This is a genomic window from Nocardioides sp. URHA0020, from assembly GCF_000620705.1.
Lineage (GTDB): Bacteria > Actinomycetota > Actinomycetes > Propionibacteriales > Nocardioidaceae > Nocardioides.
The window spans coordinates 143,466-166,694 of record NZ_KK211165.1 but is presented as its reverse complement, the minus strand read 5'-3'; the positions used below and the strand labels follow the sequence as shown (position 1 = coordinate 166,694).

At 72.8% G+C, this 23,229-nt stretch carries 22 protein-coding genes, 1 tRNA gene and 1 other RNA gene; 7 read left to right on the top strand and 17 right to left on the bottom strand.

All coding sequences use genetic code 11. The features are described from left to right. Nucleotides 1-84 precede the first annotated feature (84 nt). Nucleotides 85-759, top strand: coding sequence for a hypothetical protein (locus tag N542_RS0104255; RefSeq protein ID WP_028642868.1), 675 nt, complete (start codon nt 85-87; stop codon nt 757-759). Between the two features lie 4 nt (nt 760-763). On the opposite strand, the gene N542_RS0104250 is transcribed toward N542_RS0104255, so the two are convergent. The 7 genes from N542_RS0104250 to ffs form a co-directional block, all read right to left on the bottom strand. Next, nucleotides 764-1,807: an aspartate-semialdehyde dehydrogenase gene (locus N542_RS0104250; RefSeq protein ID WP_028642867.1), complete on the bottom strand. Its 1,044-nt coding sequence runs from the start codon at nt 1,805-1,807 to the stop codon at nt 764-766. A gap of 2 nt (nt 1,808-1,809) precedes the next feature. Beyond that, nucleotides 1,810-3,084, bottom strand: coding sequence for an aspartate kinase (locus tag N542_RS0104245; RefSeq protein WP_028642866.1), 1,275 nt, complete (start codon nt 3,082-3,084; stop codon nt 1,810-1,812). Between the two features lie 41 nt (nt 3,085-3,125). Continuing rightward, nucleotides 3,126-3,734: a DUF5063 domain-containing protein gene (locus N542_RS0104240; protein ID WP_028642865.1), complete on the bottom strand. Its 609-nt coding sequence runs from the start codon at nt 3,732-3,734 to the stop codon at nt 3,126-3,128. Continuing rightward, on the bottom strand, nt 3,727-4,326 hold the full coding sequence (gene recR, locus N542_RS0104235; protein WP_028642864.1) for a recombination mediator RecR: 600 nt from the start codon (nt 4,324-4,326) through the stop codon (nt 3,727-3,729). The genes N542_RS0104240 and recR overlap by 8 nt, the downstream gene beginning before the upstream one ends. A gap of 9 nt (nt 4,327-4,335) precedes the next feature. Then, nucleotides 4,336-4,710 (bottom strand): YbaB/EbfC family nucleoid-associated protein, encoded by a 375-nt coding sequence (locus N542_RS0104230; RefSeq protein WP_028642863.1) that lies wholly within the window; start codon nt 4,708-4,710, stop codon nt 4,336-4,338. 28 nt (nt 4,711-4,738) lie between these two features. Next, nucleotides 4,739-6,862: a DNA polymerase III subunit gamma and tau gene (locus tag N542_RS0104225; protein WP_028642862.1), complete on the bottom strand. Its 2,124-nt coding sequence runs from the start codon at nt 6,860-6,862 to the stop codon at nt 4,739-4,741. A 146-nt stretch (nt 6,863-7,008) separates the two neighbouring features. After that, nucleotides 7,009-7,099: signal recognition particle sRNA small type (gene ffs / locus N542_RS27015), an RNA gene on the bottom strand. Nucleotides 7,100-7,203: 104 nt separating this feature from the next. On the opposite strand from ffs, the gene N542_RS0104220 reads away from it, so the two are divergent. Next, nucleotides 7,204-7,293: transfer RNA gene (locus N542_RS0104220), tRNA-Ser, on the top strand. Nucleotides 7,294-7,348: 55 nt separating this feature from the next. Here N542_RS0104220 and N542_RS0104215 read toward each other — a convergent pair. After that, nucleotides 7,349-7,798 (bottom strand): MarR family winged helix-turn-helix transcriptional regulator, encoded by a 450-nt coding sequence (locus N542_RS0104215; protein ID WP_028642861.1) that lies wholly within the window; start codon nt 7,796-7,798, stop codon nt 7,349-7,351. A gap of 52 nt (nt 7,799-7,850) precedes the next feature. Between N542_RS0104215 and N542_RS0104210 the strand changes: the two genes are divergently transcribed. Beyond that, nucleotides 7,851-8,267: an organic hydroperoxide resistance protein gene (locus tag N542_RS0104210; RefSeq protein WP_028642860.1), complete on the top strand. Its 417-nt coding sequence runs from the start codon at nt 7,851-7,853 to the stop codon at nt 8,265-8,267. 22 nt (nt 8,268-8,289) lie between these two features. Here the strand turns inward: N542_RS0104210 and N542_RS0104205 are convergent, their stop codons facing one another. The 7 genes from N542_RS0104205 to N542_RS0104175 all read right to left on the bottom strand — a co-directional run bounded on the left by N542_RS0104205 (nt 8,290) and on the right by N542_RS0104175 (nt 15,630). Then, complete coding sequence (locus tag N542_RS0104205; protein WP_155992849.1) at nt 8,290-9,327, bottom strand: hypothetical protein; 1,038 nt, start codon at nt 9,325-9,327, stop codon at nt 8,290-8,292. Nucleotide 9,328: 1 nt separating this feature from the next. Further along, nucleotides 9,329-10,591: a S8 family serine peptidase gene (locus N542_RS0104200; protein WP_028642858.1), complete on the bottom strand. Its 1,263-nt coding sequence runs from the start codon at nt 10,589-10,591 to the stop codon at nt 9,329-9,331. Beyond that, nucleotides 10,582-12,027, bottom strand: coding sequence for a type VII secretion protein EccB (locus tag N542_RS0104195; RefSeq protein ID WP_028642857.1), 1,446 nt, complete (start codon nt 12,025-12,027; stop codon nt 10,582-10,584). The genes N542_RS0104200 and N542_RS0104195 overlap by 10 nt, the downstream gene beginning before the upstream one ends. A 7-nt stretch (nt 12,028-12,034) precedes the next feature. Then, a complete protein-coding gene (gene eccD, locus N542_RS0104190) occupies nt 12,035-13,384 on the bottom strand; it encodes a type VII secretion integral membrane protein EccD (RefSeq protein WP_028642856.1) in 1,350 nt (449 codons plus the stop codon). Nucleotides 13,385-13,484: 100 nt separating this feature from the next. After that, nucleotides 13,485-13,781: a WXG100 family type VII secretion target gene (locus tag N542_RS0104185; RefSeq protein WP_036506321.1), complete on the bottom strand. Its 297-nt coding sequence runs from the start codon at nt 13,779-13,781 to the stop codon at nt 13,485-13,487. 27 nt (nt 13,782-13,808) lie between these two features. Next, complete coding sequence (locus N542_RS0104180; RefSeq protein WP_197025848.1) at nt 13,809-14,123, bottom strand: WXG100 family type VII secretion target; 315 nt, start codon at nt 14,121-14,123, stop codon at nt 13,809-13,811. Between the two features lie 133 nt (nt 14,124-14,256). Continuing rightward, nucleotides 14,257-15,630: a hypothetical protein gene (locus N542_RS0104175; protein WP_155992848.1), complete on the bottom strand. Its 1,374-nt coding sequence runs from the start codon at nt 15,628-15,630 to the stop codon at nt 14,257-14,259. A 106-nt stretch (nt 15,631-15,736) separates the two neighbouring features. Between N542_RS0104175 and N542_RS0104170 the strand changes: the two genes are divergently transcribed. Then, a complete protein-coding gene (locus N542_RS0104170; RefSeq protein ID WP_028642852.1) occupies nt 15,737-19,720 on the top strand; it encodes a type VII secretion protein EccC in 3,984 nt (1,327 codons plus the stop codon). Between the two features lie 266 nt (nt 19,721-19,986). Here the strand turns inward: N542_RS0104170 and N542_RS0104165 are convergent, their stop codons facing one another. Continuing rightward, nucleotides 19,987-20,436, bottom strand: a complete 450-nt coding sequence (locus tag N542_RS0104165; protein WP_051551384.1) for a nuclear transport factor 2 family protein — start codon at nt 20,434-20,436, stop codon at nt 19,987-19,989. A 176-nt stretch (nt 20,437-20,612) separates the two neighbouring features. Here N542_RS0104165 and N542_RS27750 point away from each other — a divergent pair, with 176 nt between their 5' ends. The 3 genes from N542_RS27750 to N542_RS0104150 all read left to right on the top strand — a co-directional run bounded on the left by N542_RS27750 (nt 20,613) and on the right by N542_RS0104150 (nt 21,680). Next, nucleotides 20,613-20,786 (top strand): hypothetical protein, encoded by a 174-nt coding sequence (locus N542_RS27750; protein ID WP_197025847.1) that lies wholly within the window; start codon nt 20,613-20,615, stop codon nt 20,784-20,786. Nucleotides 20,787-20,880: 94 nt separating this feature from the next. Then, nucleotides 20,881-21,177 carry a type II toxin-antitoxin system VapB family antitoxin gene (locus N542_RS0104155; protein ID WP_028642850.1) on the top strand — a complete coding sequence of 99 codons (297 nt, stop codon included), beginning with the start codon at nt 20,881-20,883 and terminating at the stop codon, nt 21,175-21,177. Next, nucleotides 21,177-21,680, top strand: coding sequence for a LytR C-terminal domain-containing protein (locus N542_RS0104150; RefSeq protein ID WP_028642849.1), 504 nt, complete (start codon nt 21,177-21,179; stop codon nt 21,678-21,680). Before N542_RS0104155 ends, N542_RS0104150 begins: the two co-directional genes overlap by 1 nt. Nucleotides 21,681-21,684: 4 nt before the next feature. On the opposite strand, the gene N542_RS0104145 is transcribed toward N542_RS0104150, so the two are convergent. Further along, the gene (locus N542_RS0104145; protein ID WP_028642848.1) at nt 21,685-23,190 is read right to left on the bottom strand and encodes a potassium/proton antiporter; all 1,506 of its coding nucleotides are present in this window, start codon (nt 23,188-23,190) and stop codon (nt 21,685-21,687) included. Between the last annotated feature and the right edge of the window lie 39 nt (nt 23,191-23,229).

The window sequence follows — 23,229 nt, the reverse complement described above, 5'->3', positions numbered from 1 at the left end:
GGGTCCGGGCCCCGTTGTCTGCGCCGACGCCGTCTCGGGCCGGCTCGGTGGTTTCCCAGGAGCCGGCGGTGGAATGCTGCCGACATGGGTGATTCCGAGCGCGACGAGCCGTCCCTCGAGCTCGAGCTCCCCCGGCTCAGGCGGCCTCGGCGCAAGCGCCGGCCCGCGACCTCCGCCGCGGAGCCCGCTCCCGCCGCGGAGCCGGCAGCGGTGGCGGCAGCGGCCGGCGCTGAGCACACCACCGTCCTCGAGCTGGACCAGTCCGAGCAGCCCGGTGAGCCCGGTGAGCCCGGTGAGCCCGGTGAGCGTCAGAGGAGGGCGGAGCCGACGGACGCACCGCCCGAGCCGCGCCCGCGCCGTACCCGTCCCTCGGTCGCCCTCCCGACCGGGTGGCCCGCGGTCCTCGTCACGGGGGTCGTCGTCGGCCTCGTGGTCGTCGGCCTGACCTGGGCCTCGCTGCGCACCTGCGAGGCCGTCCAGGGGACGACCAGCTGCGGCACCGCCGGCTACCCGATGCTGGCGCTGGTGCTGGTGGTCGCCGTCCTGGTCGGCAGCGCCCTCCTGCGGGTCACGCACGTGCCCGACCCGGTCAGCACGAGCCTGCTGGGGGTCGGCGTCGCCGCCGTCGTCGCGCTGGTGTTCCTGATCGACCACCTCGACCAGCCGGCGATGCTGGTCGTGATCCCGGTCGTCAGCGCACTGACCTTCGCCGGCTCGCACTGGCTCACGACCACGGTCATCGAGCCCGAGCGCGACTGAGGCGTCAGCGAGCCGCGGCGATCAGCTCCGCGATCTGCACGGTGTTGAGCGCGGCGCCCTTGCGCAGGTTGTCGTTCGAGATGAAGAGCGCCAGGCCGCGGTCGTCGTCGACGCCGGGGTCCTGCCGGATCCGGCCGACGTACGACGGGTCCTGACCCGCGGCCTGCAGCGGGTTCGGGATGTCCGTCAGCTCGACGCCGGGGGCGTCCGCCAGCAGCTCGCGGGCGCGCTCGACCGTCATCGGGTCCGCGAACTCGGCGTTGATGGCCAGCGAGTGGCCGGTGAAGACGGGCACCCGGACGCAGATGCCGGAGACCCGGAGGTCCGGGATGCCGAGGATCTTGCGGGACTCGTTGCGGAGCTTCTGCTCCTCGTCGGTCTCGTGCAGGCCGTCGTCGACGATCGCGCCGGCCAGCGGCACCACGTTGTAGGCGATCGTGCGCTCGTACTTCACCGGCTCGGGGAAGGTGACCGCCGTGCCGTCGTAGGCGAGCTCGGAGGCCTTGTCACCGGCGGCCGCGACCTGCCCCGCCAGCTCCTCGACCCCGGCGACGCCGGAGCCGGAGACGGCCTGGTAGGTCGACGCGATCAGCCGGACCAGCCCGGCCGCGTCGTGCAGCGGCTTGAGGACGGGCATCGCGGCCATCGTGGTGCAGTTCGGGTTGGCGATGATGCCGCGGCCCGCAGCGATCACCCCGGACAGCGCCTCGGGGTTGACCTCCGAGACCACCAGCGGGATCGCGGGGTCCTTGCGGAACGCGCTGGAGTTGTCGACCACGATCACCCCGGCGTCGACGAACTTCTGGGCCAGCGCCCGCGAGGTCGTCGCACCGGCCGAGAAGAGCGCGATGTCCAGCCCCGCCGGGTCGGCGGTCTCCGCGTCCTCGACCACGACGTCGCGACCTGCGAAGGGCAGCACCTTGCCCGCCGAGCGGGCGGACGCTAAGAAGCGGATCTCGTCGACCGCGAAGCCCCGCTCCTCCAGGATCTGGCGCATCGCGACGCCGACCTGGCCGGTCGCTCCCACGATGCCGAGGTTGATGCCCATGGCTATCGACCGGTCCCGCCGTAGACGACCGCCTCGACCTCACCTGCGTCGAGGTCGAAGGCGGTGTGGGTGGAGCGCACGGCCTCGTCGATCTGGGACTCGTCGACGATCACCGAGATCCGGATCTCCGAGGTGGAGATCATCTGGATGTTGACGCCGGCCGAGGCGAGGGCGGCGAAGAACGTCGCGGTGATGCCGGGGTGCGAGCGCATGCCGGCACCGATCAGCGACACCTTGCCGATCTGGTCGTTGTAGAGCAGCTGGTCGTAGCCGACCTCGTCCTGGATCCGCGCGAGCGCGCTCATCGCGGTCTGGCCGTCGGCGCGCGGCAGCGTGAAGGAGATGTCGGTCAGGCCGGTGGAGGCCGCCGAGACGTTCTGCACGACCATGTCGATGTTGACCTCGGTGGCGGCGAGCGCCTCGAAGATGCGCGCGGCCTCGCCGACCTTGTCGGGTACGCCGACCACGGTGATCTTGGCCTCGCTCCGGTCGTGAGCGACGCCGGCGATGATCGCCTGCTCCATCTGTTCGTCTCCTGATCGGCTGTCCGGGATGACCCAGGTGCCCTCCTTCTTGCTGAAGGAGGAGCGGACGTGGATCGGCATGTCGTAGCGGCGGGCGTACTCGACGCAGCGCAGGTGCAGGATCTTCGCGCCGGAGGCCGCCATCTCGAGCATCACCTCGGTCGAGACCTGGTCGAGCTTGCGGGCGGCCGGGACGATGCGCGGGTCGGCGGTGAAGACACCATCGACGTCGCTGTAGATCTCGCACACCTCGGCACCGAGTGCGGCCGCGAGCGCCACGGCGGTCGTGTCGGACGCGCCGCGGCCCAGGGTGGTGACGTCCTTGGTGTCCTGCGAGACGCCCTGGAAGCCGGCGACGATCGCGATCGCACCGTCCTCGATGGCGGCCTCGATCCGACCCGGCGTGATGTCGATGATCTTCGCCTTGCCGTGCGCGGAGTCGGTGATCACGCCGGCCTGCGAGCCGGTGAACGACTGCGCCTTGTGACCGAGCTGCGCGATCGCCATCGCGACCAGCGCCATCGACATCCGCTCACCGGCCGTCAGCAGCATGTCGAGCTCGCGCGGCGGCGGCAACGGCGTCACCTGCTGGGCGAGGTCACGCAGCTCGTCGGTCGTGTCCCCCATGGCCGAGACCACGACGACGACGTCGTTGCCGGCCCGCCGGGTGTCGACGATGCGCTGTGCCACGCGCTTGATGCCGGTCGCGTCAGCGACCGACGATCCGCCGTACTTCTGCACGACAATGCCCACGGTGCGGTCCCTTGATGCTCGAGGTCTCTCCTCCAGAGATCCTACCGAGCCTCGGGATCCACCGATTCGAGTATCTCATCGGCGACCTCGAGCAGCTCCTCCTCCTCGACGGGGGCATCCGCGTCGAGACGGTCGTGCGCGACCACGGAGACCAGCGCGTTGAGCGCGGCGCCCGCCAGGTTGCCCCAGTTGGAGACGTACGAGAACTGCCACCACCACAGCGCCTCGTCGACGTTGCCCAGCCGGTAGTGGCGCAGGCCGTTCTCGAGGTCGGTCGCGATGCTCGTCAGGTCGTCGGAGAGCTGGCTCTCGACGACCTCGGGGACGTAGGGGTCGAAGACGAACGCGTAGGTGTCCAGGCCGCCGAGCAGGTCGGCCAGGGCCAGCCGCATCTCGTCGAGGTCGGCCTCGGGGCCCACGTCGGGCTGGTACTCCGCGATCGGGGTGAAGTCCTGCTGCGCGCCGAGGCGCGCACCGGCGAGCAGCACCTGGCTGATCTCCAGGAGGAGCAGCGAGATGCCACGGCCGCCGTCGGCCTCGCGCGCGATCGCGCGCAGCGCGATCAGGAAGCTCTCGATCTGGTCGGCGATCTGCTGGGCGAACTCCGCCGTCGCTTCGTCGAGGGTCACGGTCGGTGAGGTCTCAGTCATCAGCGGATCGCCTTCCTACGAACGCTCGTCCGAGCGTCACTTCGTCGGCGTACTCGAGATCGCCGCCTACCGGCAGTCCACTCGCCAATCGCGTCACGCGCAAGCCGATCGGCCGGAGCATCCGGGTGAGATACGTCGCGGTCGCCTCACCCTCGAGGTTGGGGTCGGTCGCGAGGATCGTCTCGGTGATGGTGCCGTCGGAGAGCCGGACCATCAGCTCGCGGATGCGGAGCTGGTCGGGCCCAATGCCGTCGATCGGCGAGATCGCCCCGCCGAGCACGTGGTAGCGCCCGCGGAACTCCCGGGTGCGCTCGATCGCCACCACGTCCTTGTACTCCTCCACGACGCACAGCACCGTCGGGTCCCGGCGGGGGTCCCGGCAGATCCGGCACTGGTCGTCCTCGGACACGTTGAAGCAGATCGAGCAGAACTTCACCTTCGCCTTGACCTCGATCAGCACGTCGGCCAGGCGGCGTACGTCGACGGGGTCGGCCTGCAGCAGGTGGAACGCGATCCGCTGCGCGCTCTTGGGACCGACGCCCGGGAGCCTGCCGAGCTCGTCGATCAGGTCTTGGACAACGCCTTCGTACAACGCCGGCCTCTAGAACCCGAGCTGACCGGGGGCGCCGCCACCCGGCAGCCCGCCCCCGGCTATCGGACCGAGGGTCTCGCCGGCGAGGGCGTCCGCCTGCGCCTTGGCGTCGCGGTAGGCGGCGACGATCATGTCGCCGAGGTCGGTGAGGTCGTCGGGGTTGCCCCCGTCGAAGCCGCCCGCCTTGATGTCGACGCTCACGAGCTCGCCGACGCCGTTGACCTGGACCGTCACCGCACCGCCGGCGACGGTGCCGTCGACGATCGTGTCGGCCAGCCGCTCCTGCGCGCTGGCCAGCTGCTCCTGCATCTGCTGGGCCTGCTGGAGCAGGGCGTTCATGTCGAAGCCTCCGCCGCCGAGCGCCTCGAAGGGGTTCTGGCTCATGATGGGTGCACCTCTCGCGTTCTCGTGGTCACTGGTGGGGGATCTCCTCGATCATCTGGGCGCCGAGCTCGCGCTGGAGCAGCTCGGTGGCGCTCAGGCCCTGATGCTCGGCGTCGAGGTCGTCGGGGCGCGCGTCGGCGTCGGCGCTCGCCCAGTCGGGACCCTGCTGGGTCGGTGCCTCGTCGGCCGAGCGGGTCTGCTGGATCGCCCCGCGCGCCGCCGCGCTCGCAGCAGCCGTCACGGCGGCGTTGTCCTGCGGCGCGGGCTCGTCCTCCCAGGGTGCCGCGGGGCCGGGCGCGGGCGCCGTGGCCGCGGGGGCCTCCGGCGCTGCCGGCGTCGTCGCGGGCTTGGTGACGGTCGGCGTGCCCTCGGCCTGGGCGCTGGGATCGACGATCGTGTCGATCTTCCAGCTCGCGCCGACGACGTCGACCGCGGCCTGGCGCAGCACGTCGTCGCACCCGCCGCTGACGAACGAGTCGCGGGCGCCGGAGTTGGCGAAGCCCAGCGTCAGCGTGGTGCCGTCGACCGCCACCACCTGGCAGTTCTGGGTGAGGTGCATCCAGGCCAGGCGGCGCCGGCCCTTGGTGGCCTCGACGATGTCGGGCCAGAGACGGCGTACGTCGATCAGGGTGAGCGCGCCGCCCGCGGCGGGCGCTGCCGCCTCGACCGGCGCGGACTCGGCGTGGCGCTCGGGTGCGGGGGTCTCGACGACGCTCGCTGGCGCTCGCTGCTCGACCACCGGGGGGGCGGGGGTCTCGGCGGCGACCGCCGGGGGTGTCGGGGTCTCGACGACGCTCGCCGGCGCTCGCTGCTCGACCACCGGGGGGGCGGGGGTCTCGGCGGCGACCGCCGGGGGCGCCGGGGTCCGCGGCTCCGGAAGCGCCGCTGCCGGGTCGGGAGCGGCCGGCCGGTCGGCGAGCGGCGCGGGGCGGTCCTGGGCCGGCGGGTGGGGCGGTGCCACGGTCGGGGTCGGCGTGCCGCCAGTGATCGAGACCCGCTTCTCGAGACGGTCCAGGCGGGCCAGCACCCCGTTGGCGTTGTCGTCGGAGCCGGGCAGCAGCACCCGGGCGCAGAGCAGCTCGAGCAGCAGCCGGGGCGCGGTGGCCCCCCGCATCTCGGTCAGGCCCGAGGCGACGATGTCGGCGGCCCGGCTGAGCTCGGCGGGACCGAAGCGCGCGGCCTGGGCGACCAGGCGCTCCCCCTGGTCCTCGGAGCAGTCGATCAGCCCGGTGGCCGGAGCGTCCGGCACGGCGGCCACGATCACCAGGTCGCGCAGGCGACGCAGCAGGTCCTCGGTGAAGCGACGCGGGTCCTGCCCGGTCTCGATCACCTTGTCGACCACGCCGAAGACCGCCGCCCCGTCACCACCGGCGAACGCCTCCACGACGTCGTCGAGCAGCGTGTCGGGCGTGTAGCCGAGCAGCCCGGTCGCCAGCTCGTAGGTCACGCCCGCGGGCCCGGCTCCACCGAGCAGCTGGTCGAGCACCGACAGCGAGTCGCGCGCCGAGCCGGCGCCCGCGCGGACCACCAGCGGCAGCGCCGCCTGGTCGATCGTCACGCCCTCCTGGGTGCACAGCTCGGAGAGGTACGACGAGAGCAGCCGCGGCGGGATCAGCCGGAACGGGTAGTGGTGGGTGCGCGACCGGATGGTCGGCAGCACCTTGTCGGGCTCGGTCGTGGCGAAGATGAAGCGCAGGTGGGGCGGGGGCTCCTCGACCAGCTTGAGCAGGGCATTGAAGCCCTGCGTCGTGACCATGTGGGCCTCGTCGATGATGTAGACCTTGTAGCGGCTGCGCACCGGCGCGAAGAACGCCTTCTCCCGCAGGTCGCGCGCGTCGTCGACGCCGCCGTGGGACGCGGCGTCGATCTCGATCACGTCGATCGACCCGGGTCCGCCGCGGGCCAGGTCGCGGCAGCTGTCGCACTCGCCGCACGGGTCGGCGATCGGCGCCTGCTCGCAGTTGAGCGCGCGCGCCAGGATGCGGGCACTGGTTGTCTTGCCGCAGCCGCGCGGTCCCGAGAAGAGATAGGCGTGGTTGACCCGGTTGTTCGCCAGGGCGGCGCGCAGCGGCTCCGTGACGTGATCCTGGCCGATGACCTCGGCGAAGGTCTCCGGCCGGTAGCGGCGGTACAACGCGAGGGGGGACTCCACGCATGAACCCTAACCACCGGTGCCGACAGTCGGTAGCGGGGCGGTGGGGCGGTCCTCCCCGACGACGCCTCGGTGCCGAGACGGGTCGCGCTCGAGGGCCATCCACCCGGGTCGGGGCCTGCGCGAGACCCGGGTCCGGGGCATGAAAAGGCCCCCCGCGTACCCGACAGAGCTCGCTGACCCTTGCTGCCTTCCGGCCCTGGGGGAGTTGGGCAAGATATCGCCACACGGGGGGTTGGCGCAGAGTCTAGGTGAGGCCCGCGCGGGTCTCCAAGACGGGGTCACCCGCCGACCGCCGGGCGATTTCGCGGCGCCGTACGACGACGGGTACGCTCCTGCGCGGAGGATTCGCCTAGTGGCCTATGGCGCTCGCTTGGAAAGCGGGTTGGGTGTGAAAGCCCTCAGGGGTTCGAATCCCCTATCCTCCGCCAGCCGAACGGCGTCGCACCCCGGTGCGACGCCGTTCGTCGTCTCCGGAGCCGTGCCTCAGGCGGAGGTGCTCGCGTCGAGGCCGAGCAGCAGCTGGTCGAGCAACGCCCGGAGCCGGAGCGCGTCGTCGACGGCCAGCCCCATGTCGTGCCACACCCGCTCCGGGATCTCGGCGACCTCGGAGCGCAGGGCCGCACCGCGCTCGGTCACCTCGACGCGGACCCGGCGCTCGTCGGCGGAGTCGCGGCGTCGTACGACCAGGCCGGCGGCCTCGAGCCGCTTGAGGACCGGGGTCAGCGTGCCCGAGTCGAGGTGCAGCCGCTCGCCCACCTCCCCCACGGTCAGCGGCTCGGCCGCATCCCACAGGGCGAGCATCGTGACGTACTGCGGATAGGTCAGCCCGACCCCGCCCAGGGCCTCGGTGTAGCGCCGGGTGACGCCGCGCGCGGCGGCGTACAGCGGGAGGCAGAGCTGGGCGTCCAGGTCGAGCTGCGGATAGTCGGCCACCCCTCCACATTAGCGCTTGCCAGATCCAATTGCGCGCAATACAGTTGTGCGCATGGAAACTCTCTACACCGCCAGCGCCGCCGCGACCGGAGCGGGCCGCAACGGCCACGTGCAGTCCACCGACGGTCACATCGACACCGACGTCCGCATCCCCCAGGAGATGGGCGGCCCGGGTGGGGCGACCAACCCCGAGCAGCTCTTCGCCGCCGGCTACGCGGCGTGCTTCCACTCGGCGCTGCAGCTGGTCGCCGGGCAGGCCAAGGCCGACGTCACCGACTCCGAGGTGGTCGCCGACGTCTCCATCGGACCGAACGGCGACGGCGGCTTCGGCCTCGCCGTCCAGCTCGAGATCACCCTGCCCGCGCTGGAGCGCGCCGTCGCCGAGGAGCTCGTCGCGCGGGCCCACGAGGTGTGCCCCTACTCCAACGCGACCCGCGGCAACGTCGAGGTGACCCTCACCGTCGCCTGACCGCAGCGGCGACCCGGCGGGCTCAGCTGCCGTCGGGCAGCTCGACCACCGGGTCGAGGACGGTGCCCTCCGGCAGGTGGACGGTCGCCCCCGACGTCCCCTCGACCGGGGTGCAGGCGCCGGAGGGGACGACGCAGGTCACGAGCGAGGCCGAGGTGCCGTCGGCGTACATGCCGAAGGCGTCGACGTCGCCGTCGACCGCGATCCCGACCGCCGTGGTGTCGTCGGCCCACCACTGGAGGTCGACGACCTCCGGCGCCCCAGACAGCGGCAGCGGCTGCCCACCGGCAGCGGCGGCCAGCCGGTCGTGGGTCAGGGGGTAGTCCTCGTCGCCGCGGTCCACGATGCGCCACCGGCGGTCGGGGCTGAGGCGGTCGTCATCCGGCGGGAGGCGGAACCTCTCGCCGTTCGGGTGCCGGTCGACGCTCAGGTCGCCGGTGGCGAGGTCGACCTCGACGACGTCGCCGAGGGCCTGGAAGTACGCCGACTCGTCGGTGAGCAGCAGGGCTCCCGGCTCGGCGTCCTCGTAGAGGTCCTGCAGGTCGTCCGACCCCGGGTCGCCCAGGCCCTCGGAGGTCCGGACCACCTCGTCGCCGGACTGGAGGTCGACGACCACGACCTGGGCGAGCGAGGTGCCGAACTCGTCCTGCGGCCCCGAGCCCGTGTCCACGAAGCCGAGGTGCCGGCCGTCGGGCGAGGTGCGCAGGTGGGCCGCGGAATCCGCCAGCCGGGTCGTCGTGCCGTCGCTGTCGGAGTAGTAGAGCGGCGCCGCGCCCAGGTAGCGGCCGGCCTCGGGCCCGCGCTCGTCGGTCGAGAAGAAGACCCCGCCGCCACCCACCACGAAGCTCTCGATCCGCTTGCCGGTCGAGATCGTGGAGCCGTCGGCCAGGTGGACGGTGTCGTCGACCGCGTAGACCAGGCCCGACGGGTCGACCGACACCCCGCCGGAGGGCCACCCCGCGACGTCAGAGCCACGGCCGCCGGAGTCGCCGCAGCCCGTCAGCACGAGCGCGAGCAGGAGCGGCGCCACCCCGCTCGCCAGGCCCCGCGCCCTCCCCATGTCAGCCCCGACGGCGGCGAGCGAGCACCGGGCGCAGCATCAGCGCCACCACGAGCAGGCCGCCGCCGATCAGGCCCCACCAGACAGCGTTGTGCCGGGTGCTCGCCAGCAGGTCGGTGGCGGGCTCGGGTGCCGTCACCCGGCTGTCGTCGTCGGTCTGCACCACCGTCCGCTCGACCTCACCGGACCGCTCCGGCGCCAGCGGGCGGGTGAGGGCCTCGTAGGGCTGGACGATGCCGGCGCCGGTCAGCGGCGTGGGGTCGTCGGTGGTGCCGTCGGCGGTGTTGACCAGCCGGGACACGACCTGCGCGGCCGCGTCGTCGGGGAAGCGCTGCCACAGCAGGGCGACCACGCCGGCGACGACCCCAGCCGCGGCGGCGGTCGAGGTCGGCTGCACCAGGCAGGTGTGACCGTTGAGGCCGTAGGAGACGGCGTCGTACGTCGGCGTGGCGACCGTCGTCCGGGAGTTCTTGACGACGCTGGCCAGCGCGCCCGCGGGGTCACCGGTGCCGGTGGCGTTGGCCGCGACCACGCCGTCGTACCCGGCCGGGAAGTACAGCTCGGCCGCGTCCTCGTCCTTGGCGGGCGGGTCCTCGAACTCGGAGGAGAAGGCGGCACCGGCGGCCGGCCGGTCACCGCTGGCCGCGACCACGACGACGCCCTTGGCCTGCACGGCCTTGACCGCTGCCCGCAGGGTCGAGCTGGAGCGCACCACGAACGGGACCACGGCGACCTTGATGTGCTTCTGCCGCGCGTGGGACGCGACCCACGACAGCCCCCGCGCGAGGTTGGGGGTCGACGGCTGCTCGCGCGGCTCGTTGGAGCTGCGGTTGACGTAGACCCGGACGTCGACCACCTGGGCGTCCGGCGCGATCCCCACGGGCTGCTCGTCGTCGCGCTCCGCTCCGGCGACCAGCCCGGCGACCTCGGTGCCCTGGGGGTCCGTGACCTCGCCGCCGACCCCGCTCTCGTCGGCGGTCCCCGCAACCCGGATCGCCCCGTCGGTGTCGTGGACCCCGGAGCTGAGGACCGCCACCCGCACCGCCGTGGCCCGCGGCGGCGCGAACCGCTCGACCTGGTCCTGCGCGGCGGCCATGCCCAGCAGCTCGTACGGCGCGCTGGCCCGACCGGTGTCTCCGGCCGGCGTGGTGGCCTCGACCGCCAGGCAGGGGTTGTCGACGGCGTACGCCGGGGCGGTCACGATCAGGCTGGTCCCCACGCCGCCGAGCGCGACCGCGGCGACCAACGCCGAGGTCAGGCGCATCGGGAGTCGTCCGGCTCGCCCGGCGGCGACAGCGCGGCGTCACGCGACAGGTTGACGCCGCAGGCGAAGAGCTTGACCCAGGTGTCCGGCACGACCGCGGCGGGGTAGTCGCCGTACCCGAGCAGCGCGGCGGCGCCGTCGCCGACCAGCGGGTTGGCGCGGCCCTTGGCGTCGACGACGAACGGCGAGCCCTGGTCGGTGTCGGACCAGCCGCCGGAGAGCACGTAGGCGCCCCGACCGGCCGCCACCACGGGCACCTTCTTCGCCGCCGGCACGTCGGCGCCACCCGACGTGGGCCCCGGGGCCACCAGCTGCGCGACCGGCGCCTTGCCCGACCGAGCGGTGAGCTGCGCGCAGGGCTCGTCGATCGGCTCCTGGGTGGGGGCCACGGCGGGCCAGTGGGTGGCGGCGTCCTTCTCCTCGGTCTCCCGGAAGACCTGTGGCGGCGCCTCCACCGGTGTCGCCGCGACGACGGCACCGTCCGGGGCGATCACGTTGCCGTAGACCAGCGCGGCGAAGGCCGACAGCTTGCGTGGACCGTCGTCGGTGAGCAGCAGCTTCTCCTTGCCCGCGACGAGCAGGTCACCGACCTTCTTGCCCTTGAGCACGCCGGTGTCGTCCTCGGCGGCGTACGCCGGGGTCGTGCCGAAGCCGTCGATCTCGAAGCTGCTCCAGTCGAGCGGCGCGCCGGTCGGGAAGAGGTTGATCCACTCGCGGCTCACGGGGATGGCGTTCCTGGTGGTCTGCACGTCGAGGGCCGAGAGCAGGTTGTCGGTCTGGCTGCCGCCGGTCCCCTGCGGCGGCACGGGGTAGACGTAGGCGCCCGGGTCGTCGGTGCCGGGAGACCGGTTGTCGCCGGTCGGCAGCACGACGAAGTAGTCGCCGCCGTTGGACACCGTCACGCCGGTCTGCGGGACGGCCGTGACGTCGGGCTCCACGGCGATGGAGACCTTGATCCCGGCGTCGGCCGCGGTGCACGCCGTCCAGCCGGAGTCGATCAGCAGGGAGGGGGTCGGCACGCTCGCCGGGGCCCCGAGGATGCCGATGTCGTCACCGATGCGCTGGTCGTCGATGGTGTCCTGGGCGATCAGGGTCGGCGTCGCCTTGTCGCCGAGGATCAGCTTGGCGCTCGTCGAGTTGATGACCGGACGCAGCTCGGGGTCCTTGCTCTCGTCGATGATGACGTAGGCGGAGCCGGTGTCCTTGGAGATGATCAGCCCGGCCTTCTTCCAGTCGTTGGGCGCCGTCGGCGAGAAGACGCCCGCGATCGCCGCGCCGGCGCCGAGCAGCACGGCGAGGGCGAGCCCGCCGACGATGGTGCGGCCCGGACGCGCCGGCTCCACCTCACGCCCGCCCGGCGCACCCGAGACGAACGCCGTGACCAGCCGGCGCCGACTGAACGAGTACGCCTCGACCAGGTCCTTCTTGGTGGCCACGGCGCGCCTAGCCCCGGATCGCGGAGTAGACGCCGACGGCGACCAGCGTCACCGGGAGCAGGGCCAGCAGCGCCACGCTCTCGGCGAGGTCGCCGAGCCGCCCGCGGCGTACCGACGGGGTCTGCGGCAGGAGCGTCACCGCCAGCAGGATCGCACCGGCCGCGGCGAGGACCACCGCGATCGTGGGACGCCAGTCCGGGTGCACCCACAGCGCGGCGACCGCCGCGGACAGCAGCCCGACGATGCCGGACACGAGCCCGACCAGGACCTCCGGTCCGGTGCGGTACTGCCGGGTTCGCAGCATCACGACCAGGCAGCACAGGACCGCGAGGATGGCGCCGGCCAGCCCGAGCGACACGGCGAGCGGGGCGATCAGGACGAGCAGCAGGCCGACGGTCGCGGAGACGGCGACCAGGATCTCGTGCGCGATCCGCGCGTCGGCACCCACCCGGCCCGGATCGACCGGGCGCGGCTCGGCGGTGATGTCGGCGACGTTGTAGAGCTGGTCGACCGAGGTGCCGGTCGCCCCAAGCGCGAGCCAGGGGAAGACGCTGCCGAGGACCACGATGACGACCAGCGCGACGGTCAGGACCACGGCGGGGTCGAAGTCGGCCGACTGCATCAGCATCCCGGTCAGCAGGAAGACGGCTCCGGCGACCACGACCGGGAGCACCAGGGTGCGGCCCTGGCCGAGCCCGACCAGGCAGATCACGCCGGCGGCCAGCGCGGCGCCTCCGGCCGCCGCGACCGGGGGTCCGAAGAGCGGCTCGTCGGTGACCAGCATCAGGCCGGCGACCGCGGCGTACAGCGCGCCCATCCAGGCGACGGCGACCGCCGCCTCCGGCTCGTCCTGCACGTGGGAGAGGACGATCGCACCGGTCACGAGCGCCGCGGCGACCACGACCGCGGCGACGCCGGCGAGCACCGAGCCGCGCTGGATCAGCAGGGCCACGGCGCCGAGGGCCATGAAGAGGCCGGCTGCCCACAGCGCGGTACGGCGTCCCGCGGCGGGTGACCAGGGCTTGAGGTCGTGCTCGACGATGTCCGTCATCGCCTCGACGACGTCGTCGTACAGGCGCGGCGGTGCGTCGTCCACGCCCGCGGCGACCGTGATCAGGCCGCCGTCCTCGATGCCCTGGATCACCAGTCCGGCATCGGCCTCCAGCTCACGTCCCTCCGCGGTGACCAGCCGGTAGCCGCCGTAGACGGTGCCGGGGTCGAGCAGGCCGACGCTGCGGGCCAGCTCGGGGACGAGCTCGGCGACGGGGACGGCGCCGGGCAGCACGAGGTCGACCCGGCGGGTGCCGGACGCGACCGTCACGCGCACCAGCCCCGAGACCACGGGTGCTTGGCTCATGTCCCTTCCTCTCCCGTCATGCCGACCGGTGTGCCGACCGGTGTGTCCAGCGTCGGGAAAGGGGCCGGCGCACCGCGCCGACCCCTCCCACCGAGTGCTGTCAGATCTCGAACGACGCGGCGCCGCGCTGGTCGGCGGCGCGGTAGTCGGCGTTCGACTGGTGCACGGTGGTGCTCGTCTCCTGCAGCAGGTCGCGCATCTCCTGCATCGCGGTGTCCCACTTGGTCTTGGCGACCTGGTAGGACTGCTGGGCGTTACCGGTCCAGTCGCTGCGCAGCGGAGCGAGCTCCGACTCGAGGCGGTTGAGCCGGTCGTCGATGTGCTTGACCGTCGTGCCGAGGTCGGTGGCGGCCTGGTCGAGGCCGGCGTGGTTGACGCGAAGTCCGTCGAGAGACATCTCAGTCACTTCCTTGTCAGCCCGGCGTCAGCCGAGGCGGCCGGCGACCCGGCTGTAGTTGGAGGACTGCGTCTCGTCGGTGCTGACGTTGTCCTTCTCGGTCGAGGTCAGGGAGGCCTGGAACTCGTTGAGCGCGTTGGTGATGATGCGCTGCTTCTCGGTCCACGCCTGGTGGAGCGCGAGGAACGCGGTGCCACCGGCACCCGCCCACTTGCCCTGGATGCCGGCGATCTGGCCGTCCAGCGTCTTGCTCATCGAATCGAAGTCCTGCTTGGCCTCGGCCACGAGGCCGGCGGCCCGGGTGAGAGTGCCCTCACCCTGTCCCATCTCTGTTGCGCCCATGACGCCAACTCCTTCCCCCGTGGCGGCGATCAGGCCGCTCGAGACTGATCCATTCGTGTGGATGACCATCAGCTCGGTCCGTGTTCCCCGAGCCGGACAGACCTCGATTACCCGGGGCCTTGGGCGCTAAACCTCACGACCCGAGTTCCCACAGGCTCGCCATCTCCCACACCTCGCGGAAGCCTCCGGACGACACGACCACCGACGCGACGACCAGGGCGCCGCACAGTCCCTCGGCGACCTCGGCCCGCCTCGACCACCACGCCGAGCGCCAGCCGCGCCCCGTCGCGACCGCGACGATCACCAGCGCGAGACCCAGCACGACCGACCCGATGGCGAGGGCTCGTACGGCGGACCCGCCCATCAGCTGCAGCAGCACGACCAGCAGGACGAGCCAGCAGCCGAGGCCCGCTGCACGCAGCAGGGCGCCGGCGCTGCGGTGCCGGTAGCTGCGGGCCGCGAGGAGCAGGGCCGCGCCGGCGAAGCCGACCAGGCACCGGGCCCCGATCCGGTCGACGCGCAGCGTGGCGGTGCCGAGCAGCAGCGGCGCGGAGACCACGGCGACGACGGCCACCGCGGCGGCGGCCGCGGTCAACATGCGGGTGCCGTGGCCGGCGACCGCGGAGACGGCGGAGCGGGGTACGACGGCGCGCCCGCGCTTGCCTCCCGGGCGCTCGCGCGCCGACCAGGCCGTCACGGCGAGCCGCTCGAGGTCGATCAGGTACTGGTCCGGCACGTCGACCACCAGGCCGGGGACGATCCGCGCCGCGAGGACCGCCAGCATCAGGAGCAACGACCAGGTCAGCCGCGGGGGCGCGCCGGCGAGCGTGCACATCCAGGTCAGCCCGAAGAGCAGGGAGCCGGCGACGATCCACACCTGCAGGGCCTCGTCGGCCTCGCGCCCCAACGACCGGGCGGTCGCGGCGGCGAGCGCGGCGACCAGACCGCAGAGACCGACGATCATCGGCAGCCGCTCGTCGTGCGGGTCCCAGGCGATCGCGAGGGCCGCGGCGCCGGCGAAGGCGGGTGCCGCGACGGCGCGGTAGCCGGCGTACCGGCCGACCGGCAGCACGCCGAGCACGCTCGCCGCGACCAGCACCACGACGGTGACGAGCCGGAGCCGGTCGGTGGCCGCGGTGGCGGCGAGCCAGCCGGCCGCGACCGCGCAGGCGGCGGCGACGACGGCGATCGTGATGGGAGCGGCGTCGGTGGGCCGCGCCGTCGCGTCGGCGGCCACGTCGCGGCGCCCACGACCCGCGGCCGGGACGACCTCGGTGGTGGCGATCAGCACGTCTCCCGCCCGGACCCCGGCGCGGGCGAGCGACAGGTCGGGCGGCAGCATCGCGCCGACCCGGGTGCACAGGGCCGGCACGGTGGCGAGCCCGGCCTGCCGGGCGTAGACCTCGGCGACGTCGAAGGCCGCGGCGCCGGAGGGCACGACCAGGTCGAGCACGCCGACCGGACCGTGCACGCTCAGCGCCAGGTCGGCGGTCGCGTTCGTCGTCACGTCGTCCACCTTCCCCACCGATGGGAGGCGTCAACCACCTCCCGGAGGGGTAGTTGCTCCCCTGAGCCGCTCGGCTACGGGGGGTCGGACTGCAGGAGGGGACGCGTTGACGACGACGCTGCGCGGCACGCGGATGGATGCGCCGGAGATGCCGACCGGGCAGCTCGTGCTCCAGCCGCCGCCGCAGATCGAGCCCAACGAGGGCGCCAGCGGCGTGCTCATGAACGCCATCCCGATGCTCGGCAGCCTCGGGTCCATCGTGCTGGTCGCCACGATGGGCAAGACGAACGGCGGGCGCGGGCTCATCGCTGCCGGCATGTTCCTCTTCGCCACGGTCGGCTTCATCATCGTCCAGCTCGACCGGCAGCGTAAGCAGCGCACCCAGCAGGTGACGGGCTCCCGCACGGAGTACCTCCGCTACCTCGCCAACGTCCGCAAGGTCGCCCGCGACGCGGCCGACCAGCAGCGCCGCGCCCTGACCTGGCACCACCCCGACCCCTCCGCGCTGCCGGCGCTCGCCGACGAGCGCTCCCGCGTGTGGGAGCACGGCACGGGCGACGCCGGCTTCCTGCACGTGCGGTACGGCGTGTGCGCGCAGCCGCTCGCGCTCGAGCTGGTGCCACCCGAGAGCACGCCGATCGACCAGGTCGACCCGGCGGCCGCCTCGGCACTGCACCGCCTGCTCGTCGTCCACCGGCTCCAGCCGGACCTCCCCGCCTCGATCGACCTGCGCGCCTTCGACCGCGTGGAGGTCTGCGGAGGGGAGGAGCCGGCCCGCTCGCTCGCGCGGTCGCTGATCTGCTCCGCGACCGCCTTCCACTCCCCCGAGCACCTCGTCGTCGCGGTGCTCAGCTCGGAGCAGAACCTGGCCCACTGGGACTGGGTGAAGTGGCTCCCCCACGCCCAGAGCTCCCGGCAGTCCGACGCGGTCGGGCCGATGCGGATGGTCTCGACCTCGTTGGCCGACCTGGCCGGGCTGCTGCCCGAGGACCTGGCGGAGCGGCCGCGGTTCGGCGCCGACGAGCGGCCCGCGACCCCGCACCTGCTGCTGGTGATCGACGGCGGCGAGCTGCCGCCCGGCAACCACGTCGTACCCCCGGACGGCCTGCACGGCGTCACGCTCATCGACCTGCCCGCCCGCTGGGACGAGCTCGAGGACCCAACCCGGCTGCGCATCCAGTTCGACGACGAGACCGCCGCGGACGCCCAGGGTCGGCTCGCGATCCTGGCGCTGCGGCTGCGCGAGGAGCCGATCCGGGCCCGTGCGGACGCCTGCCCGGTCGCGACCGCGGAGGCCTTCGCCCGCCGGCTCACCCCGCTGCACACCGTCGCCTCCGGCGTGGTGGAGTCCGGCGGGGAGATCGCCGGGCCCACCGACTTCATGGAGCTGCTCGCGCTCGGCGACGTGCACTCCTTCGACCCCAGCCGGGCCTGGCGGCCGCGGCCCGCCCGCGACCGGCTCCGGGTGCCGATCGGCCTGGGCGAGGGCGGCTCGGTCGTCCACCTCGACATCAAGGAGTCGGCCCAGCAGGGCATGGGCCCGCACGGCCTGGTGATCGGCGCCACCGGCTCCGGCAAGTCGGAGTTCCTGCGCACCCTGGTGCTGGGTCTGGCGATGACGCACTCGCCCGAGCAGCTGAACATGGTGCTGGTCGACTTCAAGGGCGGCGCCACCTTCGCCGGGATGACGACGATGCCGCACGTCTCCGCGGTGATCACCAACCTGGAGCAGGAGCTCACCCTGGTCGACCGCATGCAGGACGCGCTGTCCGGTGAGATGGTGCGTCGGCAGGAGCTGCTGCGCGACGCGGGCAACTTCGCCTCGATCCGCGACTACGAGAAGGCGCGCGCCGCGGGCGAGGACCTCGCGCCGATGCCCTCGCTCTTCGTCGTGGTCGACGAGTTCTCCGAGATGCTGTCGGCCAAGCCGGAGTTCATCGACCTGTTCGTGGCGATCGGCCGGCTCGGCCGGTCGCTCGGGCTGCACCTGCTGCTGGCCTCGCAGCGCCTCGAGGAGGGCCGGCTGCGCGGGCTCGAGTCGCACCTGTCGTACCGCGTGGGTCTGCGGACCTTCAGCGCCACCGAGTCGCGCTCGGTGCTCGGCGTGCCGGATGCCTACGAGCTGCCGGCCGACCCCGGTCTGGGCTACCTGAAGCCGGACCCGGCCACGATGCTGCGCTTCAAGTCGGCGTACGTCTCCGGGCCGCCGGCGCAGACGCAGGTGCGCCGGGACGAGGGTGGTCACGTCCGGGGCATCCTGCCCTTCACGATCTCCGAGGTGCAGAGCCTCGACCTGCCCGAGCCGGCCGCCGAGCCGGTGGTCGTCGAGCCGTCGCAGGGCGAGGCCGAGTCGCTCTTCTCCATCGCCGTGCGCCACATGGAGGGTCAGGGGCCGGCCGCGCACCAGGTGTGGCTGCCGCCGCTCGGCGAGCCGGACACGCTCGACGAGCTGATGGGCGACCTCACCGCCGACGCCGGCCTGGGCCTGGTGTCGGGCCGGTGGCGGGCCCTGGGCGGACTCGTCGTGCCGCTCGGCACCGTCGACCGGCCGCGCGAGCAGCGCCGCGACACGCTCACCGTCGACCTCAGCGGCGCCGGCGGGCACGCCGCGGTCGTCGGCGGTCCGCGCAGCGGCAAGAGCACGGTCCTGCGCACGATCGTCGCGAGCATGTCGCTGACGACGACGCCGCAGGAGTCGCAGTTCTTCGTGCTCGACTTCGGCGGCGGCACCTTCGCGCCGTTCACCGACCTGCCGCACGTCGCCGGCGTCGGCAGCCGGGCCGAGCCCGACGTCGTACGCCGGATCTTCGCCGAGGTGCGGGGCATCGTCGACCGGCGCGAGGCCTTCTTCCGGGCCAACGGGATCGACTCGATCGAGACCTACCGCTCGCGCCGGGCGGCCGGCAGGGCTGACGACGGGTACGGCGACGTGTTCCTCGTCGTCGACGGCTGGAGCACGCTGCGCGCCGACTTCGACGACCTCGAGGCCGAGATCCAGCAGCTCGCGACCCGCGGCCTGACCTTCGGCCTGCACGTCATCGTGGCCGCGGCCCGCTGGGCCGACTTCCGCGCGGCGATGCGCGACCTCTTCGGCACCCGCCTCGAGCTGCGCCTCGGTGACCCGATGGACTCCGAGATCGACCGCAAGGTGGCCGCGCTGGTGCCGACCGGTCGACCCGGCCGCGGGCTGGTGCAGGGCAAGCTGCACTTCCTCGCCGCGCTGCCGCGCATCGACGGGGCCGGCGACGCCGACACCCTCGGCGACGGCGTGGAGAACCTGATCAAGCAGGTCGGGGCCGCCTGGACCGGGCCGGCCGGGCCCAAGCTCCGGCTGCTGCCCGAGCGGATCTCGCTGGACGACGTCCGCGCCTTGGGCGACGCGGCGACCGGCGGCCGCGACCTGCTGCTCGGCGTCAACGAGAAGGACCTCGGCCCGATCGGCCTCGACGTCGAGACCGAGCCGCACCTGCTGATCTTCGGTGACGGCCAGTCCGGCAAGAGCGGCGTGCTGCGGGCCTACGCGCAGGAGATCATGCGGACCCGCTCCCCGAAGGAGGCGCAGCTGGTCGTCGTCGACTACCGGCGCTCGCTGCTCGGCGAGATCCCCGACGAGTACCTGCTCAACTACCTCACCTCCGCCACCCAGGCGCAGCCCGGGCTCACCGACCTGGCGACGTACCTCCAGAGCCGGATCCCCGGTCCGGACGTGACCCCCGACGAGCTGCGCAGCCGGTCGTGGTGGACCGGCGCCGAGGTGTACGTCCTGATCGACGACTACGACCTGGTCGCGACCCAGCAGGGGTCGCCGGCACTGGCACTGGCCCCGCTGCTCGCCCAGGCCCGCGACGTCGGGCTGCACCTGGTGGTCGCGCGCCGCTCCGGTGGTGCCTCGCGGTCGCTGTACGAGCCGGTCATCCAGTCGCTGCGCGACCTCGCCATGCCGGGGCTGCTGCTCTCCGGCAGCCCGGAGGAGGGCCCGCTCCTCGGCAACCAGAAGCCGCAGCCGGCCCCGCCCGGTCGTGGCCGCCTGGTCTCGCGCGACCGCGGCGTCGAGGTCGTGCAGATGGCGTGGAGCGAGCCGACGGTCTGACGGCCGGGCGGTTGTGGGGTGGCGCTCCGGGAGTTTCACCGGTTACCCGGTGAAACTCCGGGTTCCTGCACGAAGTTCCGTCCCAGAACCCCGAGATTCGTCAGGGCACCGTGACGCTTGAGTCTGATGTGACTGGCCCTCGCCAATCGGCGGGTTTCACCGGCTACCCGGTGAAACTCCGGGTTCCTGCACGAAGTTTCATCCCAGTACCCCGAGATTCGTCAGGGCACCGTGACACATGAGTCGAGACGGGACCGTGTCGGACGTCAGACGTGCGTGTGCTTGCCGGGACCGTTGACCTTGGTGCCGGGGAGGTCCTTGAGGTCGTAGGTGATCTCGAACGTGCGGCGGTAGCCGGTGTGGGCGACCCGCCAGCCGTCAGGCGTGCGCACGTAGCGGTCGGAGTAGAAGGCCGCGCCCTCGAGCATGAACTGGAACGCCGGGACGATCACCCTGTCCTGGAGGTACCAGCGGGCGGTCGCGGTGTCGCCGTCGACAGCGATCTCGGGGTGGTGCACCTGGTGCATGGTGAGGAAGCCCTCGCCGAGGTTCTCCCTCATGTAGGAGACCAGTGCGTCGCGGTTCTCGAAGAGCAGGCCGTTGTAGTCGCCGGTCGTCTGCGGGATGAAGCAGTCGGCGAACTCGTCCCACTGCTTGGTGTCCAGGGTGCGCAGATAGCGGTACTTCAGCTGGCTGATCGCGGTGATGTCGTCCACAGAACTAGAACGTATTCTAGTTTTTCCGGCGACAACAGCCCGAACGTTTGACCTGCTTGTAACGCAGGGTCAACCTCCCGGCGATGTGAACGATCCAATCTTGTCCCCAGAAGGCCGCCCCATCCACCGGCGGCCGGACCCGACAGCTGGTCACCACACCCGATCCGGAGGCACCGATGGACGAGCACAGCACCCCCGAAGTTCCGATCGACCGCGTTGCCGAGCAGCGCGCCCTGCTGCGGCTGCGCCACTCGGCAGCGCTCACCAACCTGATGGTGGAGCGCACCGACCTGCGCGGCGTGCACGCCCTGGCCGACACCATCGACGACGCGATCCGCTGGTCCGCCTGAGCCCCTCCCCGGCGCCGCCGGAGGGCCGCCCGCACGCGGCGGACCTCCGGCGGACGCACGGCCGCCGTACGGCAGGTCTCGTTATAGTCGCGGCGTGATCTTCAAGCGCATCGGCGTCGGAAGGCCGTACCCGGACCACGGACTCACGTCCAAGGGCTGGGCGGCCGTGCCGCCGCGCCAGATCCGCCTCGACCAGCTCGTGACGACCAAGGACACCCTCCAGCTCAACGCCCTCCTCGACGAGGACTCGACCTTCTACGGCGACCTCTTCGCCCACGTCGTCGAGTGGCAGGGTGAGTACTACCTGGAGGACGGCCTGCACCGCGCGCTGCGCGCGGCTCTCCAGCAGCGCAACATCCTGCACGCGCGCGTGCACGCCCTGGAGGGTTGATGACCCAGGCCGCCCGGACCACGATCACCCTGCTGGTGCTGGGTGTCGCGCTGGCCGTCGCGGGGGTCTGGGGCTGGCGCGCGACGATGGAGCCGCTGCCCGCCAAGCCCACCAGCGCGGTCTGCGTCGCCACGCGGGTCGCGGCCGGCGAGAAGGTCTACCCGCAGCAGGTCACGGTCAGCGTCTACAACAGCGGGCGCCGCGAGGGCCTCGCCGGGCGGACCATGCAGCTGCTCAAGGACCAGGGCTTCGTCCGGGGCAGCTCCGGCAACGCGGCCTCGGCCAAGGTGCGCAGGGTCGCCATCTGGACGACCACCCCCACCGACCCCGACGTCCAGCTGGTGGCCAGCTACTTCGGCAAGGGCGTCGACATCGAACGACGCAAGGGCCCCGGCGTGGGAGTGACGGTCGTCGTCGGCGACGAGTTCACCGAGCTGGCGAAGGGCCGCGCCGCCGTACGCGCCGCGTCGGACACCACCATCTGCAGCCCACCGGTGAACTGACGCCTCAGCGCGTACGCCGCTCGCCCAGCCACTGCGCGAGGCGGCCGTGCGCGCTGATCTCGCGCAGCCGCTCCTCGGTCGTCTCCCGCAGCTTGCGCGGGGCGACGATGAGCAGGTCGTCCCCGTGCCGCAGCACGGTCCGGGGCTCGGGGACCAGCGTGCTCCCGTCGCGGATCACCATCGACACCACCACGCCGCGCGGCAGCCGCAGCTCCCCGACCTCGACGCCGTGCATGCGCGAGACCGGGCTGATCGTCACCTGGAGCAGGTCGGCGGCGATCCGCTCGAGCGGGGCCGCCTCGACCTCGAGCCCCCGCGGCTCCGACCGGCGGGCGACCTTGAGCACCCGGGCCACGGCCGGCAGCGTCGGGCCGGTCAGCAGGGTGTAGATGATCACCATCACGAAGACGATGTCGAAGAGCTCCTCGGCCTGGTCGATGCCGTCGGCCAGCGGGATGGTCGTGAAGACGATCGGGACCGCACCGCGCAGGCCGGCCCAGGAGATGAAGGCCAGGTCGCGCAGCGGCATCGGCTGGACCAGCGCGCTGGCGAGGACCGAGAGTGGCCGGGCCACGAAGGTCAGGACCAGCCCGGCCAGGACCGCCATCCCGAGGATGTCCCACGTCAGGCGGCCCGGGGACAGCAGCAGGCCGAGCATCACGAAGAGCCCGATCTGCGCGATCCACGCGATGCCCTCCGAGAAGGACCGGGTGGCCGCCCGGTGCGGCAGCTCCATGTTGCCCAGGACCAGCGCGGCGACGTACACGGCGGCGAACCCGGAGGCGTGCACGGCCGCGCCGGCGCCGTACGCCAGGACGGTCAGGCAGAGCACGGCGATGGGGTAGAGGCCCGACGACGGCAGCGCGGCGCGGCGCATGATCCAGGCGCCGCCGAACCCGATGGCGAGTCCGATCGCGGTGCCGGCGACGAGCTCGAAGACGATCAGCCCCATCATCGCCAGCACGCCGTCCTCGGCCGCTGCGCCCGAGGAGACGAGCACCACCAGGACGACGACCGGGGCGTCGTTGAGGCCGGACTCGGCCTCGAGCGCGCCCGTGAGGCGCTTGGGCAACGGCACCATCCGCAGCACCGAGAAGACCGCGGCGGCGTCGGTGGCCGAGGTGACGGCGCCGAGCAGGACGGCGATCTGCCAGGGCAGGCCGAGCAGGTAGTGCGCGCTGAGCGCCACGATGCCGACCGAGATGGTGACGCCGATGGTCGCGAGCCCGACGCCGAGCCGCATCGACGGGCGGATCTCGCGCCAGCTGGTGGTCAGGCCGCCCTCGGCCAGGATCACGACGAGCGCCGCGAACCCGAGCGCGTGCGCCAGCTCGGCGTCCTCGAACTGGATGCCGAGGCCGGCCTCGCCCAGGAGCACCCCCATGAGGAGGTAGATCAACAGGCTGGGCAGCCCGGCGCGCGAGGACAGGCGCACGGCGAGGATCGCGAGCAGCGTGACGCCCGAGCCGACCAGCAGGAACGTGTCCAGCTGGTGGGCGTCGAAAGTCATCTCACCTCAGGGCTTCACGGCGTCGGGACCGCAGTCTAC

What these genes read in the sequence shown, in the direction of transcription:
- N542_RS0104210 (WP_028642860.1), top strand. Translation starts at nt 7,851, where the DNA reads ATGGAAACTCTCTACACCGCCAGCGCCGCCGCGACCGGAGCGGGCCGC.
- N542_RS0104185 (WP_036506321.1), bottom strand. Translation starts at nt 13,781, where the DNA reads ATGTCTCTCGACGGACTTCGCGTCAACCACGCCGGCCTCGACCAGGCC.
- N542_RS27750 (WP_197025847.1), top strand. Translation starts at nt 20,613, where the DNA reads ATGGACGAGCACAGCACCCCCGAAGTTCCGATCGACCGCGTTGCCGAG.
- N542_RS0104230 (WP_028642863.1), bottom strand. Translation starts at nt 4,710, where the DNA reads ATGAGCCAGAACCCCTTCGAGGCGCTCGGCGGCGGAGGCTTCGACATG.
- N542_RS0104150 (WP_028642849.1), top strand. Translation starts at nt 21,177, where the DNA reads ATGACCCAGGCCGCCCGGACCACGATCACCCTGCTGGTGCTGGGTGTC.
- eccD (WP_028642856.1), bottom strand. Translation starts at nt 13,384, where the DNA reads ATGAGCCAAGCACCCGTGGTCTCGGGGCTGGTGCGCGTGACGGTCGCG.
- N542_RS0104145 (WP_028642848.1), bottom strand. Translation starts at nt 23,190, where the DNA reads ATGACTTTCGACGCCCACCAGCTGGACACGTTCCTGCTGGTCGGCTCG.
- N542_RS0104240 (WP_028642865.1), bottom strand. Translation starts at nt 3,734, where the DNA reads ATGACTGAGACCTCACCGACCGTGACCCTCGACGAAGCGACGGCGGAG.
- N542_RS0104250 (WP_028642867.1), bottom strand. Translation starts at nt 1,807, where the DNA reads ATGGGCATCAACCTCGGCATCGTGGGAGCGACCGGCCAGGTCGGCGTC.
- N542_RS0104255 (WP_028642868.1), top strand. Translation starts at nt 85, where the DNA reads ATGGGTGATTCCGAGCGCGACGAGCCGTCCCTCGAGCTCGAGCTCCCC.
- N542_RS0104200 (WP_028642858.1), bottom strand. Translation starts at nt 10,591, where the DNA reads ATGCGCCTGACCTCGGCGTTGGTCGCCGCGGTCGCGCTCGGCGGCGTG.
- N542_RS0104205 (WP_155992849.1), bottom strand. Translation starts at nt 9,327, where the DNA reads ATGGGGAGGGCGCGGGGCCTGGCGAGCGGGGTGGCGCCGCTCCTGCTC.
- N542_RS0104180 (WP_197025848.1), bottom strand. Translation starts at nt 14,123, where the DNA reads ATGGGCGCAACAGAGATGGGACAGGGTGAGGGCACTCTCACCCGGGCC.